The sequence below is a fragment of the Veillonella sp. VA141 genome (assembly GCF_003992175.1).
Lineage (GTDB): Bacteria > Bacillota > Negativicutes > Veillonellales > Veillonellaceae > F0422.
Genome location: NZ_RQVM01000001.1, coordinates 140,735 through 156,460, shown reverse-complemented (window position 1 = coordinate 156,460; position 15,726 = coordinate 140,735). Strand labels below are relative to the sequence as shown.

Annotated in this window: 12 protein-coding genes; all 12 read left to right on the top strand. The window is 36.4% G+C overall.

The genetic code is table 11. From position 1 onward, the window contains the following. The first annotated feature begins 1 nt into the window (after nucleotide 1). The 12 genes from glyS to dprA all read left to right on the top strand — a co-directional run bounded on the left by glyS (nucleotide 2) and on the right by dprA (nucleotide 15,713). On the top strand, nucleotides 2-2,035 hold the full coding sequence (gene glyS / locus EO112_RS00765) for a glycine--tRNA ligase subunit beta (protein ID WP_127162477.1): 2,034 nt from the start codon (nucleotides 2-4) through the stop codon (nucleotides 2,033-2,035). Nucleotides 2,036-2,041: 6 nt separating this feature from the next. After that, nucleotides 2,042-2,935 carry a zinc metalloprotease HtpX gene (locus EO112_RS00760; protein WP_127162475.1) on the top strand — a complete coding sequence of 298 codons (894 nt, stop codon included), beginning with the start codon at nucleotides 2,042-2,044 and terminating at the stop codon, nucleotides 2,933-2,935. Between the two features lie 259 nt (nucleotides 2,936-3,194). Beyond that, complete coding sequence (hsdR, locus tag EO112_RS00755) at nucleotides 3,195-5,537, top strand: EcoAI/FtnUII family type I restriction enzme subunit R (protein ID WP_127162473.1); 2,343 nt, start codon at nucleotides 3,195-3,197, stop codon at nucleotides 5,535-5,537. A gap of 2 nt (nucleotides 5,538-5,539) precedes the next feature. Next, complete coding sequence (locus EO112_RS00750) at nucleotides 5,540-7,018, top strand: class I SAM-dependent DNA methyltransferase (protein WP_127162471.1); 1,479 nt, start codon at nucleotides 5,540-5,542, stop codon at nucleotides 7,016-7,018. Continuing rightward, nucleotides 7,015-8,457 carry a restriction endonuclease subunit S gene (locus EO112_RS00745; RefSeq protein WP_127162469.1) on the top strand — a complete coding sequence of 481 codons (1,443 nt, stop codon included), beginning with the start codon at nucleotides 7,015-7,017 and terminating at the stop codon, nucleotides 8,455-8,457. The genes EO112_RS00750 and EO112_RS00745 overlap by 4 nt, the downstream gene beginning before the upstream one ends. Before the next feature lie 134 nt (nucleotides 8,458-8,591). Continuing rightward, the gene (locus EO112_RS00740; protein ID WP_127162467.1) at nucleotides 8,592-9,902 is read left to right on the top strand and encodes a hypothetical protein; all 1,311 of its coding nucleotides are present in this window, start codon (nucleotides 8,592-8,594) and stop codon (nucleotides 9,900-9,902) included. Between the two features lie 224 nt (nucleotides 9,903-10,126). Continuing rightward, nucleotides 10,127-10,468 (top strand): 50S ribosomal protein L19, encoded by a 342-nt coding sequence (rplS, locus tag EO112_RS00735; RefSeq protein WP_009354025.1) that lies wholly within the window; start codon nucleotides 10,127-10,129, stop codon nucleotides 10,466-10,468. A 249-nt stretch (nucleotides 10,469-10,717) separates the two neighbouring features. After that, the gene (gene ylqF, locus EO112_RS00730; RefSeq protein WP_127009401.1) at nucleotides 10,718-11,611 is read left to right on the top strand and encodes a ribosome biogenesis GTPase YlqF; all 894 of its coding nucleotides are present in this window, start codon (nucleotides 10,718-10,720) and stop codon (nucleotides 11,609-11,611) included. Beyond that, on the top strand, nucleotides 11,598-12,401 hold the full coding sequence (locus EO112_RS00725) for a ribonuclease HII (protein WP_127162729.1): 804 nt from the start codon (nucleotides 11,598-11,600) through the stop codon (nucleotides 12,399-12,401). Before ylqF ends, EO112_RS00725 begins: the two co-directional genes overlap by 14 nt. Before the next feature lie 264 nt (nucleotides 12,402-12,665). Then, nucleotides 12,666-13,022 (top strand): YraN family protein, encoded by a 357-nt coding sequence (locus tag EO112_RS00720; protein ID WP_009354041.1) that lies wholly within the window; start codon nucleotides 12,666-12,668, stop codon nucleotides 13,020-13,022. A 15-nt stretch (nucleotides 13,023-13,037) separates the two neighbouring features. Next, nucleotides 13,038-14,609: a YifB family Mg chelatase-like AAA ATPase gene (locus EO112_RS00715; RefSeq protein ID WP_009354042.1), complete on the top strand. Its 1,572-nt coding sequence runs from the start codon at nucleotides 13,038-13,040 to the stop codon at nucleotides 14,607-14,609. Beyond that, nucleotides 14,610-15,713: a DNA-processing protein DprA gene (dprA, locus tag EO112_RS00710; RefSeq protein ID WP_127162464.1), complete on the top strand. Its 1,104-nt coding sequence runs from the start codon at nucleotides 14,610-14,612 to the stop codon at nucleotides 15,711-15,713. The last annotated feature ends 13 nt before the right edge of the window (nucleotides 15,714-15,726 follow it).

Genomic DNA, 15,726 nt, shown 5'->3' with positions numbered 1-15,726 from the left:
GATGGCTAAGGATTTACTCTTTGAAATTGGGGCAGAAGAAATTCCTGCAGGATTTTTGCCAAATATTATTAAACAATTAGGTGAATTAGCAATAGCTGCATTGGCAGAGCGTCACATTCCACATGGGGCTGTGAAAGTGTATGCCACACCTCGCCGTGTTGCATTACTCATCAATGACGTAGCAGAACGTGGTGAAGATGTTCACGAAACTCATAAAGGTCCATCTGTATCCATTGCCTATGATGCTGATGGAAATGCTACAAAAGCAGCTATCGGTTTTGCTCGTGGTAAAGGATTAGATGTATCTGAATTGAAAGTAGTAGATGGATATATCTTTGCTGATACAACGACAGCTGGTTTAGATACAAAAGAAGTTTTATCTGACGTATTACCATCCTTGATTACAGGATTAAGTTTCCCTAAATCTATGCATTGGGGCGATTTAGAAGAGCGTTTTGTACGCCCAGTACGTTGGTTGGTGGCATTGTACGGTCAAGACGTGGTACCAGTGACATTTGCCAATGTAACAAGCACGAACGTGAGCCGTGGACATCGTTTCCTTGGTGAATCTGAATTGACTATAGCTGAACCAAAAGACTATGTAGATACGTTAACTAAGAACTTCATTATGATCGACCAAGACGTACGTCGTGAAACAATTCGTAAACAATTAACAGAACTAGCAGCTACGAAAGGTGCTACAGTGGTGTGGGACGAAGACTTATTAGAAGAAGTTACTTACCTAGTAGAATATCCAACGGCTCTTTGTGGTACCTTTGATGAAAGCTATTTAGCGTTGCCATCTGATTGCATCATCACACCAATGAAAGACCATCAACGTTACTTCCCAATGGTGGATGGCAAAGGAAAATTGCTTCCTATGTTCTTGACAGTTCGCAATGGGGATAGCAAATCCTTAGAAGTTGTGGCAGCTGGTAATGAACGTGTGCTTCGTGCTCGTTTAGATGATGCGAAATTCTTCTTTAATGAAGACCGTAAAACCCCATTAGCAGGTCGTTATGAAGCATTGACAAAAATTGTCTTCCAAGAAGGTTTGGGCAATTTGAAAGATAAAACAGAACGTCTACTTACATTAGGTGCTGCGTTAGCGAAGGAAGTAGGATTTGCAGATACAGCTACCTTAGAACGAGCTACTCATCTTGCTAAAACTGACTTAACGACAGGTATGGTGAGTGAATTTACTGAATTACAGGGCATTATGGGTAAAGAATATGCTTTACTAGATGGCGAAACACCAGCTGTAGGGGAAGCAATTTTTGAACAATATTTGCCTCGTTTTGCAGGGGATATCTTACCAACTACCGATGCAGGACGTATTTTGAGTATCGTTGATAAAGTAGATACCATTGTAGCTACGTTCAGCCGTGGTTTAATCCCTACAGGTTCCCAGGATCCATATGCGTTGCGCCGTCAAACTATCGGTATCATCAACATCTTGATGGATAGCAAATGGTCTTTATCCATGCGTCTAATTTGGCTGAAAGCGATGGAATTATTAGGCGTGGCTAGTGAAAAACAAGAAGAATTACTAGGTCAATTAGAAAACTTCTTCATCCTTCGTCTGAAAAATATCTTGCTAGAACAAGGCATGCCATACCAAGTAGTGGATATTGTATTGAGCCAAGAGACTGTCACAGTTGCTTTAGCAGAAGGTTTGGGACAAGCCTTAACAGCAAACCGTATTGATGAAAACGAACCATTAATGCAGGCTTACACACGTATTTTTAATATGGTGAAAGATGTGACTTTCACAGGCGTTGACGAATCCTTGTTAAAAGAAGATTCTGAACAAGCCTTGTACAAAGCGGCATTGCCGGTATATACAACAAATCGTAATGCCTTAGAAGCTGGGGACTATGTGAAAGCTGTAAGCTTGGCAGAATCTTTGGTGCCATATATTGAAACATTCTTTGAACATGTTATGGTTATGGATAAAGACGAAGCAGTGAAGCAAAATCGTCTTCAATTATTGCGTATGACTTATGAAGTAAGTAACTTGGGTAAATTGAAGTAGGGTCATATGATTGTTACAGTACTAACATTTTTTGCCAATCTGTTCATCATTGGCAGTATTGTGTATATGTACCAGGTTATCTTTGGGCCTATTGATCATCCGTTTTTGATGAAAGCAATGGACCTCTTTCATGTGCGTATTAACCTGGAAAATATTAGCTACGCCGTAGCAGGTACCTCTGTGTTACTTGTGGCGGCACTAGTGCAAATTCCTTGGTTTCATCGCATTACCATGTGGCTCTATGGGGGACGTCGACCAATAGGGCAAGAGGTAGAGATTCTACAGATGATTCAGAAGGATATACAAAACCATACGGGCATCGATATGTCGCAATTCGATTGGTTTATCAAAAATGATGATTCCATCAATGCTTTTGCGATGGGACATAATCGAATTTGTCTCAATACGGGGGCCATCATAAACTTGCCTTATGACGAATTACTAGGTATAGTGGCTCACGAAATGGGGCATATTCATCATAAAGATGGAGCCTATGGATTCTCTTGCTTCTATATGAACTATTTGGGACAAATGTGCATTCGTGTGTATGAACTCTTCGCTCGTGTCATATTATGGATTCAATATTTACGACTGCCAGTAATTACATTCATTGTGCAGATTTTTTATCTTCTCGTAGTTTTACAAATTCTATTTATGCAGTGGGTCATTAAGGCGCCTTTGGTCATTATTGACTTATTCACAGGTAGACGAGCGGAGTACCGAGCTGATAAATATGCTTATGAAATCGGCTTAGGTGCTGAACTCCATAATGCATTGATTACCTTACGCAATTATACAGTTGAAACCGGTGAAAGTGGGCTCATGAGCAAATTCTATAGCACACATCCAGCTACAGAAAAACGTATTGAACGATTGCGACAGTATGTAGAGGGGAAGTAAGCTCTCATGTATTGGTGCTGAAAATATGATGAATTTATCGTATCTATATAATTAAATACTAGTATAAAAACACCTAGATCCATGAAAAGATTCGGAGCTAGGTGTTTTTGTATATATTTAGGATGATAATATGGATTGGTTAATTATAGAACTAATATTTCTATAGATTCTAATTATAGAAGTTATACGGAAATGTAGTATAATAGTAGGTAAATTAAAACAGTTTAACTCTTTTGAGTCCTAGGTTGGGGGATTAAACATGAGTACAATTAAAAGTAAAATTGAAATGACAGAAGAAGATATAAAGCTACAGTTTATTACACCTGCTATACTTGCTAAGTGGGACCGGAAAAAAATAACTATGGAAACAAGAATTACTGACGGAATGATTAATATTCGTGGTAATAAAGTGTCTAGAGCAGAGGGTAAAAAAGCTGATTATATTCTCTATTTAAACCCGCAAAAACCGATTGCTATCGTTGAGGCAAAGTCTAATAAATATAGTATTTCACATGGACTTCAACAGGCTATGGACTATGCTAAGATGCTAGATGTACCATTTGCATATAGTTCAAATGGTGATGGATTCTATGAACATGATTATCTAACAGGGACGGAAAGAGAATTGTCCTTAGATGAATTTCCAACGGAAGAAGAATTAGTAGCAAGATTAATGGAAGAATCTAATAATGGGCACGGATTAGATCCAGCAGTGAAAAAAATAATAGATCAGCCGTACTACTCAAGCCAAAATACATATCCACCTAGATATTATCAACGCGTTGCTGTGAATAGAGCGGTTGAGGAAATTGCACAGGGGAAAGATAGACTTCTTCTTGTTATGGCTACTGGAACGGGGAAAACATACACTGCATTTCAAATTGTCTATCGATTGTTGCAAAGTGGGATGAAACGAAAAGTACTGTATCTAGCAGATAGAAATATTCTGGTGAATCAATCGATTCATCAAGACTTTGCACCGTTAGAAAAGGTTATCCATAAGGTGAATGTTGCAAAGGATGACCCTAGTACAATTACGTCATATCAAGTTTATTTTTCCTTGTACCAACAGTTAGTCGGTGATGATGATGAAGAACATTTTTCTGAATTATTCCGACCAGATTTTTTTGATCTTATCATAGTAGATGAATGTCATAGAGGGTCTGCAAAAGATGAATCTAAATGGCGAAGAATATTAGAGTATTTTTCCTTGGCTACGCAAATCGGTATGACGGCTACACCAAAAGAAACTAAGTACATTTCTAATTGCAACTATTTTGGGGAGCCTATTTATACATACTCATTAAGAGATGGTATAGAGGATGGCTTTTTGGCACCTTTCAAAGTGATTACTATTACAACAGATATTGGCAATGGATGGAGACCGTTTAAAGGCCAACGGGATAAGTACGGTAATATAATTGAGGATAGAATTTATAATAATCTAGACTATGATTACAATATTATCCTTGAGGATAGGACAAACCAAGTTGCAGCTGAAATTACTAACTATTTAAAATCTACAGATAGAATGGCGAAAACGATAGTATTCTGCCCTACGGAAGAAGCGGCTGAAAGAATGCGCATAGCCCTGGTGAATCATAATGCAGACATGGTAAAAGAAAATCCAGATTATTGCGTGCGGATTACGGGAAGTGATGTCTATGGTAAAACGAAGCTGGATCATTTTATTTCAGTAGCCTCTCAATATCCCGTCATTGCCACGACATCTAAATTGCTTTCCACGGGTGCCGATTGTAAGATGACAAAACTAATCGTTCTAGATGAAATGATTGGTTCCATGACGGAGTTTAAGCAAATTATTGGACGTGGAACTAGACTACGTGTAGAAGATGGCAAAACGCATTTTGTGGTGATGGACTTTAGAAATATTACAAGTATGTTTACGGACCCTGAATGGGATGGACCAGTAGAACCGGATGATGATTACAAGCCGAAGGGTGATGGTGAAGGAAATAAACCACCTAAAAAGAAGGATCCTACAGATCCAATAGACCCTAAAATTAAGCCCATAGTAGATAAAAATGGATGCCGAGTTGAAATCATACATAAAAAAGTGTCTATCTATGATCCTAGCGGCAAGCTTTTAATTACTGAAAGTATTGTTGATTATACAAAACACAATATTTTAAATGAATATGCAACATTAGATCTGTTTATAGAGGAATGGCGTAAAGACCCTACTAAAGATACGCTTAAAAACCTGTTATTGGAGCATGGTATCGATTTAGAGGCAATTAAAAAGGAACAGCAAATGGAAGACGTAGATGACTTTGATTTTATTTGCCATATAGCCTTTGACCGTAAACCGCTGACACGAAAAGAACGTGCAGAAAATGTGATGAAGCAAGACTTTTTTGCTAAGTATAGTGGTCCAGCTAGAGAAGTGTTGGAATTACTGTTAGAAAAATATAAAAATAAAGGAATTACTGAAGTTGTAAATTTAGAAGTTTTGCGTCTTGATCCACTTATGAAGTTAGGGAAACCAAATAAAATAGTTAGATATTTTGGTGGAAAAGAGGGTTATATTAATGCAATCACTGACTTGCAAAATGCAATTTATAATTATGGAGCTATATAAAAATGAGTAATTTATCGGCTTCTTTGAAGCGATTGGACAATATTATGCGTAATGATGCAGGTGTGAGCGGTTATGGACAGCGCCTTGAACAACTTATATGGATAATATTTTTAAAAGTATATGATGCGAAGGAATCTGATTGGGAAATGAATGAGGATAATTATGTATCAATCATTCCAGAACAATGTAGGTGGTTGAGTTGGGCCCATGATGATAAATCTGGTAGAGCATTAACAGGAGATGCATTACTAAATTTCGTCAATAATACTTTGTTTCCTACATTAAAAACCTTACCAGTCGATGTTAATACACCAATAAAAAAATCTATTGTACAGACAACATTTGCAGATGCAAATAACTTTATGAAAGATGGTGTATTACTTAGACAAGTTATTAATATTATTGATGATATTGATTTTGGTGATTATCATGAAAGTCACGCGTTTGGAGAAATTTATGAAACAATTCTGAAAGAGCTACAAAGTGCAAGAGATAATGGAGAATATTATACCCCTCGGGCTGTAACAGACTTTATGGCAATGATGATTAATCCCAAAATTGGTGAAATGATGGCGGACTTAGCTTGTGGTACGGGTGGGTTCCTTATAAGCTGGCTAAATGAGCTACATAAAAAGGTAGAAACAGTAGCAGATGAAAAATTGTTTTCATCATCTGTGTATGGTATCGAAAAAAAACAGTTTCCATATATGCTCGCAATTACAAATTTGTTACTTCATGATATAGATATTCCACGAATATTCCATGATAACACTTTATTGAAAGACGTCTTGGATTATACTGATAAAGATAAATTTGATGTTATATTGATGAATCCACCTTACGGGGGAAAAGAAAAAAATGATGTAAAAAGTCATTTTCCAGTAGATTTAGCTAGCTCTGAGACGGCAGATTTGTTTATGTCTGTCATTATGTATCGCTTAAAGTCTCAAGGTAGAGCAGCAGTTATATTGCCTGATGGCTTCTTGTTTGGTACTGATAATGCAAAAGTTAATATAAAGAAAAAGTTGCTCAACGAGTTTAATCTTCATACGATTATTCGATTGCCATCCAGCGTTTTTAGTCCTTATACATCGATTACTACAAATATTCTTTTCTTTGATAATACAGGGAAAACTGAAGAAACTTGGGTGTATAGATTAGATATGCCTGAAGGATATAAACACTTTTCTAAGACCAAACCCATGAAATTGGAGCATTTTAAACCAGTTATGGAGTGGTGGGATAATCGGACTGAAATTGAAGAAGATGGGTTTGACAAAGCTAAGAAATACAGAAAAGAAGATTTAGAAGGTAAATATAATTACAATATAGATTTGTGTGGATATCCGCATGAAGAAGAAGTAATACTTGCGCCTCACGATTTAATTCAAAGGTATCAAGAAGAACGTGCCAGCTTGAATGCAGAAATTGATAGAGCGTTAGAAGAAATAACATCTCTATTAGGGAGGGAGTTAGAATGATACCCCAACAATTAAGAGATAGTATACTTCAGCTAGCTATTGAAGGAAAATTAGTTGAACAAAGACCTGAAGAAGGTACAGGTGAAGAACTCTATCAATTGATTCAAGAAGAAAAACTACATTTTAGCAAGCAACAAAAGTTTAAGAGTAAAGAAGTTATAAATACAATTATAGAAGATGAATGGTTATCGGAAATTCCTAGTAGCTGGAAGTGGGTTAGATTAGGAGATGTTTTTGATGTAGTTATGGGACAGTCAGTATCTAAAGATAGTGTTTCCAGAACTAATCAAGGTATTGAGTTTCACCAAGGAAAAATTAATTTTGGGAATAAAGTTTTAAAAAAATCATCGATGGCTACAAATAAGCCATTAAAAATTGCATCAGAAGGTGCTGTACTTCTTTGTGTTCGAGCTCCTGTAGGAAAAGTGAATATTACAGATAGGTGTATATGTATTGGCCGTGGATTAAGTGCAATTTTGCCATATGGGTTTATTTCATCAGAGTTTTTATACTTTTGGCTTATGGCACATGAAAATATCTTTATTAAAAAATCTACAGGGACCACATTTAAAGCAATTACTAAAGAAATAGTGAAGAACTTGCTTATCCCTTTACCGCCACTAAGAGAGCAAAAAAGGATACTAGAAAAAATCGAAGCTATTTTCCCTATAATTGATAGATATGAAAATGCTTGGCAAAAGCTTAATGAATTAAATAAAAAGTTCCCAGTGGCACTACAAAAGTCAATCTTACAAGAAGCGATACAAGGTAAACTTTGTAAACAAAGAGATAAAGAAGGATCTGCTAAGTCTCTTATTGAAAAGATTTTACTAGAAAAAGAGAGTTTAATAGAAGCTGGTCAAATAAAAAAACAAAAGGATTTACCACCGATTCAAGAAGATGAGACTCCATTTGATATTCCAGATAATTGGTGTTGGGAGCGATTAGGTAATATTTCTACATATAATCAAAGTAAACCTAAGGTTAAAGCTATTGATTTAAAACAATCAACTTGGGTATTAGATTTAGAGGATATTGAAAAGAATACAGGCAATATTCTTGAGCGTATTAATGCGAAGGAGAAAAAAGTATCAGGGGATAAGGTTGTATTCTATAAAGGTCAATTGTTATATAGTAAGCTTCGACCGTATTTAAAAAAAATTTTGATTGCTCCTGATGATGGTGTATGCACTCCAGAGTTAGTTCCCTTTAATGTTTTTGGAGAATGTAATACAAAGTATATTCTTTCTGTGCTAAAGTCTCCATATGTTGATCTTTTAGTTAATTCAGTTACATATGGGGTGAAAATGCCTAGAGTTGGTGTAGAAACCATGCTTAATTTGCTTATACCTATTCCTCCTTTAAGAGAACAGGACCGATTAGTAAAAACAATTGAAAGTAGTACACCATTAATTGAAAAGTTGAAGAGGTTAATATAATTTAAAAGCAGATAAAATTTATTGTCTATCTGCTTTCTTGTAACGCTTTTATTATTTGATTTGACTTGATTGAGTATAATTAAATAGTGATTGACACATACTGATACTTTTTTGATATATTGTGGAGGGGATATATGCGTAGTTTAGAAGAGTTATATTTAAACTGCAGAAATAAGTCATCTCAAGACCATATTGAAGAGGCGATAAATTGTTATAAAACAGGGGCATATAGATCTTGTATTATTGCTACATGGATTGCATTAGTTTATGACTTTATTGAAAAAATTAATGAACTGGCTTTAACTGGAGATAAAGAAGCAATAAATATAAAGACTGGTATTGAACGTAATCGTACCAATAATAATATTCAGAACTTTTTGAGGTTCGAAAAGAATACTCTACAAACAATGCGGCAAAAATTTGAATTGTTAGGTCCAATTGAATATAGAATGCTAGAAAGGCTTAACGAAGATAGAAATTTATGTGCACATCCATCAATGATTGGAGAGGGTATACCATTTGAGGCTACAGCTGAACTAGCACGATATCATCTTACTAACGTGATTGATTTTGTTTTATCTAAACCTCCAGTACAAGGTAAAGCTGCATTAGATAATATATTTAAAAAGTTAGAGTCTGATTATTTTCCTATAGATCGAAATGAAATAAAAACAGTTCTTCTTGAGGGTCCTTTAGCTAGAGCTAAAGAAAGTTTAAATAGGCAATTTTTTAAAAGAGTATTTAATGAGTATATTTCAAGCGAAGGATCCAGTCTTACTTGTGAAAAATATCAAAATACACTAGTTGTATTTTGGGAGCTTAACAAGGACATAGTAGAGATTGAGTTCTCAAATTATACTCAAAATATATTTGATGATAATAAAAAAGACACTTTTTTTAATATATGTAACTTGTTAGCAAATATACCTACTCTATATGCTGGCTTAAGTGAATTAAACAAAAGTAAAATTAAAAACTATATTTTACAAGATTCGCCAATATATGTATTGTCATTATTAACTAGTGTCAATGAATTGTCAGATGTAATAAAACAAAGAATTAATGATTTTGATGATGATCAATTATTTGAATTTATTCAAAAATATCCCAATACAACCCCTATCTTACAGAATCTCAACTATAGCATTGATAAACTAGTAGAACTCTTTAAGGATTCAGGAAGTTATAGACAATCAGAAGAACGATTAAAAAAAATTTTATATTTTATCCCAAGATTAACTCAAAAGCATCTGAACGAAATTATAGAGGCATCTGTGAAAAACGATCAAATTAGTGGTGCATTTCGTTTAGGAGAACTATATAAGCAACTTTTTGGGGAACTAGATAAAACCATGATTGAAAAAATTACATATGATAAATTAATTAATTTTTATTTTTATGAAGATATTATAAAAATCATAGAAAGTAAAAATTCGATAGAGTAATAAGATATTTATTCAATTTTACTATGGGATTAACTATTAAAAGTATGAATTGAATATGTTTAATTTCTACTTGCAATTTAATAGGATTATCTACCTTTAATATTCTTAAATTTCCCTCTTGCATAAAAACTTTCTTTTATGATAGAATAATACTGTTAATTTGAGATGGTCCTCTGCTTATAAGGTGTAAGTAACGAACGTCTGCAAAATAGGAGGAAAAAATCGTGAATATTATTGATGTATTAGAAAAAGAACAGCTTCGCTCTGACATTCCTGAGTTCCGCGCTGGTGATACTGTAAAAGTACACGTAAAAGTTGTGGAAGGTAGCCGTGAACGTATTCAGGTTTTCGAAGGTTTGGTAATCAACCGTCAAGGTGGTTCCGTTCGTGAAACTTTCACAGTTCGTCGTATCGCTTCTGGCGTTGGTGTTGAACGTGTATTCCCACTTCACAGCCCACGTCTAGCAAAAATCGAAGTAACTCGTCGCGGTATCGTTCGTCGTGCTAAATTGTACTACTTACGTAACCTTACTGGTAAAGCTGCTCGTATTCGCGAAAAACGCTAATTTAAAAGGGTTAGCCATGAGACGTAAGTCTATGGCTAGCCTTTTTTTATTTCCTTTAGAAACTGCTAAATAGTAGGGCATATTAGTTATGAAATCATAGATAGGAGTTTGCTACTTGATAGTCGATTTTATATACTTTCATAAAATGTATATAGTTTGATAGTAGTATGTCATAAAAGATATTAGATTAGCAGAAAAAATAACAGTAAAATGAGCATATGATATAGATAATAGACGAGTAGGTGAAATATGAGTCAAGAAATTTTTCCAGTCGTACAGTGGTTCCCAGGCCATATGGCAAAAGCCACACGCATGATTACGGAACATAAAAAGAAAGTTGATGTGGTTATCGAATTACTAGATGCACGTATTCCTCGCAGTAGTGCGAATCCAGTTATTCGCGAGTTGATAGGTGATAAGCCACATGTAGTGATTTTAAATAAATGCGATTTAGCAAATCCAAAAGCTACAAAAGAATGGATTGAATTTTTCAAAAACGAAGGTATTCATGCTATTGCTATTGATTCTAAAAATGGCAAAGGAAATAAGCAACTCGTGAAAACCGTAGAATCCTTAGCACAGCCCATCATCGATAGATGGCTAAAAAAAGGAATCAAAGGTCGTACAGTACGTACTATGATTCTAGGGATACCCAATGTAGGTAAATCTACATTAATTAATAAATTGGCTGGTTCTGCTGCGACAAGAACTGCCAATAAACCGGGTCATACTCGGGGTCAACAATGGGTAAAAGTAGGTAAAAATCTTGAACTATTAGATACACCAGGTGTATTATGGCCTAAGTTTGAAGACCAACGAGCAGCAGCTCGGTTAGCGATGACAGGAGCTATTTCCGACGATGTGTATGATTTAGATTCTGTTATCAAGCAGTTGTTGGCATATTTAGAAGAGCATGAACCGACATTATTGCATGAGCGTTATAAATTGACGGAAGAAGAGCGTACATCCGTAGATACCATGTTAGAGGCTATTGGTCGTCGTCGTGGTTGTTTGGTAAGCGGTGGCGTCGTAGATTATGACAAGGTGCGCCGTGTGATTTTGACGGATTACAGAAATAATAAATTGGGATACATTACCTTTGATGGCGTCGATGAGGAGCCGTACTATGTTGACGAAGAGTGAGTTTGAGGAACTTAAAGTTAAAGATATTAAAAATCTACTGCAAGGTGAATGCCCTTTTGATTATGTACAATGGGCATTAGAAGATTCTCGTGAATCCGTGAAACACGCAGCTGGTGTGTATTTACGAAAGCAGAAAAAAGTCTTAGAGGAGCAACAGCGTTTAGAAGCTATGTACGCTTATGAAGAAAGCTTTTACGAGGAAGGCAAATACCTAATCGCTGGTGTAGATGAAGTAGGTAGAGGTCCTATTGCAGGTCCTGTGACAGTAGCAGCTGTTATCTTACCACCTCATTGCAAGCTAGTAGGGTTGAACGATTCCAAAAAACTAACGCCAGAAAAACGAGATACCTTATTTGATCAAATCATGGAGGTAGCAGTAGCGGTACACTGTGTGTCCTATGAGGCAGAAGTCATTGATACACTCAATATTTATGAGGCTACACGACAAGCTATGTATGAGGCGATTCGTAATTTGCCAGTACAGGCAGAGGCTGTATTATCGGATGCGATGAAATTACCAGATTTAGAGGTACCTGTAGAATCTTTGATTAAAGGAGACTCTAAAAGTGCATCTATTGCGGCTGCTTCCATTGTAGCAAAAGTAACACGGGACCGCTTCATGGAAGCTATGGATGAAGAGTATCCAGGATTTGGGTTTGCGATCCATAAAGGATATTATACAGATGTACATAAGCAGGCGATAAAAGACCTTGGCATTACGCCATTACATCGTCATAGTTTTGAACCTATCAAATCGATTGTGGCAGGTAAGCCTGTAGAAGAAATCTAAGTATTAGTATATCGTTTAGGTTATACATGCTTAGGATACCTATAAAGATATCTCTGCCCATAGCGATTCCATTGTTTGAAAATGATTATAATATTATATTACTTATAAAAGCATTCTTATAGATTGTTCTATGGGAATGCTTTTTTGCATATCGATAATTGTATATGGATTATAACACTCTTGGTATAGCACACTCCTAACAGTGTGGGTTGTACGGTTTACATTCTTTCATAATGAAAGTAATGTAGAACTAAGGAGGTGCCTATGAACCATATTGAATTAGGAAGATACGGTGAAGACCTAGCTACCAACTATTTGAAAAGCCAAGACTATGATGTATTGGAACGAAATATACGCTATCGATTTGGTGAAGTAGATATTATCGCTAAAAAAGAAAATATGCTCATTGTAGTAGAGGTGAAAACAAGACGGACCCAAACCTATGGAATGCCCTGTGAGGCGGTGCATTGGAAAAAGAAACAACACATACGTCATGTCATATCTATGTTTTTGACAACCCGTGATATAGAGTATGAATCTATACGATTTGATGTCATAGAAGTATATGTGCCTCAAGTGGGAGATTCTAAATTACGGCATATGAAAGCGTGTCATTTATAAGATAGGAGGAGTATCATGTATGCAAAAACCTATGGAGTATGTGTGAGTGGTATTGATGGATATGTGGTGACCGTAGAAGTAGATATTAGCCCAGGTCTACCAAGCTTTGACATTGTTGGATTACCAGCGACCTCTGTGAAAGAGGCAAAGGAGAGAGTGCGATCGGCTATCAAGAATGGGGGCTTTGAGTTTCCTATGAAGAGAATTGTGGTGAATCTAGCACCTGCCCATATTCGTAAAGATGGGTCTTCTTTAGATTTAGCCATTGCCATGGGAATTTTAGCCGCTCAAGAATCGGAAAAACACAAGAAAAAGGAGTCTATACATTGGGATCACCATATATTTATAGGAGAATTATCGTTAGATGGTTCTTTACAACCAGTGATGGGGATGTTATCTATGGTGATAGGAGTGACAAATCAGGAGTTAGGGAATGACAATAGTTATCTTTCTAAGGTAGAAGATATTATAGTGCCTATAGGAAATCATGAAGAGGCTATCAGTGGGGCCTCTATACCTGTATATGGACTATCTACATTAGCTGCAGTTGTGGAAGTATTAGAGCATCCTGAAAAGAAAGAAAATCTATGTGCACAGATAGCTATAGTGCCATCAAAATATAGTGCGGAAATACTAGATTTACAAGATGTAAAAGGGCAAGTAATGGCAAAACGGGCCTTAGAAATATCTGCTGCTGGTGGTCATCATTTACTGATGACAGGACCTCCGGGTTCGGGAAAAACCATGTTAGCTAAACGATTGCCTTTTTTATTGCCTCCCCTTTCGCGGGAGGAGCAACTAGAGGTAAGCCGTATTTATAGTGTAATGGGTTTATTAAAAAGTGGCCGATTAATGGAACAACGACCATTTCGCAGTCCTCATCATACGAGTACATTAGTGGCTATGTCGGGAGGAGGACAACCGCCAAAACCAGGAGAAATTACCTTGGCACATAAAGGCGTTTTATTTTTGGATGAAGCACCAGAATTTCGTAGGCCTGTCATAGAGGTTCTGAGACAGCCCTTAGAAGAACGACAAGTACATATTGCACGGATTGGAATGGCAACTACCTATCCCAGTGATTGTATTGTTGTCATGGCTATGAATCCATGTCCATGTGGATGGTTTGGAACGGAAGAGGATCATCGATGTACTTGTACAGCTACGCAAATTCAAAGATACCAACGAGTGTTATCAGGACCTATTTTGGATAGAATGGATCTAGTAGTACCCGTAGAAAGACCTACTTTAACAGAGATATATGCCCCTAAGGATAAAGTTAGTACAGCGCAAGTACGTAGCCGTGTTATCCGTGCTAGATCTATGCAAACTGAAAGATATAAAGGAACGAATATTGGGGTGAACTCACATTTAAGTCATAGTGATATAGAAATGTATGTGAAACTTTCTAAGCAAGCTAAAGAATTGCTAGATTCAGCTTTTACTACATTACATTTGAGTTTACGTAGCTATGACCGCATTATCAAAGTGGCAAGAACAATCGCTGATTTAGCAGAATCTGAGGTGATTTTAACAGACCATGTGGCAGAAGCTTTGAGTTATCGGCAGGTACAGGAGGGATTGTAAATGAAAGACGAAATTTATGCGAGTGCTCTCCAACATGTAGTGGGATTAGGGAATGCAAGCTTAGGTAATTTATTTACCTATTACGAAAGTGCCAAAGAAGCTTGGCATCATGTGTTACATCACAATGTGGAACCATCATTGGGTTGTAAATATGAATTATTTGATGAAATTCGCCGTCCTATCAATGAAAGCTTTCTATTACAATTAGAAGAAGATTTAGAGCGTTATCATATAGAAGTGATTACTTGGGAATCTCCATACTATCCCAAATCTTTACTAGAAATTTATAATAGTCCCCGAGTGTTGTATGGACGTGGAAATATAGAAGTGTTGCAACATACGGATCGTTCTTTGGCGATGGTAGGCGCTAGAAAGTGCTCTACCTATGGTGTACAAGTAGCTAGACACTTTGGACGGGCTTTATCTAATTTAGGCATTATTGTTGTTAGTGGAGGCGCCATGGGAATCGATCGTGCTAGCCATGAAGGGGCCTTGCAAGGACAAACTCCAACGATTGCTGTTATGGGCTGCGGTTTAAATGTAACCTATCCAAGAACAAACCGAAATTTATTTTTAGAAATTTTAGAAAAAGATGGATTGCTATTATCAGAATATGGACCGCACATGCAAGCAAAGAGTCATCACTTTCCTTCTCGAAATCGAATTATCAGCGGTATGACGAGAGGCACTATTGTTGTGGAAGCAAAAGCTAGTAGCGGATCTTTGATTACTGCTGATATGGCGATTAATGAAGGGAGAGATGTATTTACCATACCTGGTAATGTATTGACGCATACTTGTGATGGAAATCATTGGCTTATTCAACAAGGAGCTACAGTATTAACAGATCCTGAACAAGTATTGCGTGAATATGGTTGGCAAAAAGTTGCAAAGTATAGTAACATGGATAGTAATAAAGTAAACATAATGAATGAAGAAGAACAAAGTGTGTTGAAGGCTATGAATCCTGGTGGAAATACAACGATTGAAGAACTTGTGCATCGCACACAATTGCCTTTATCCAATCTTCATACATTGCTGTTACAATTAGAGCTAAAACAAATGATTACACATACCCCTCAGGGGTACGTGCTACATACTTAGAGGAGGAAGATTT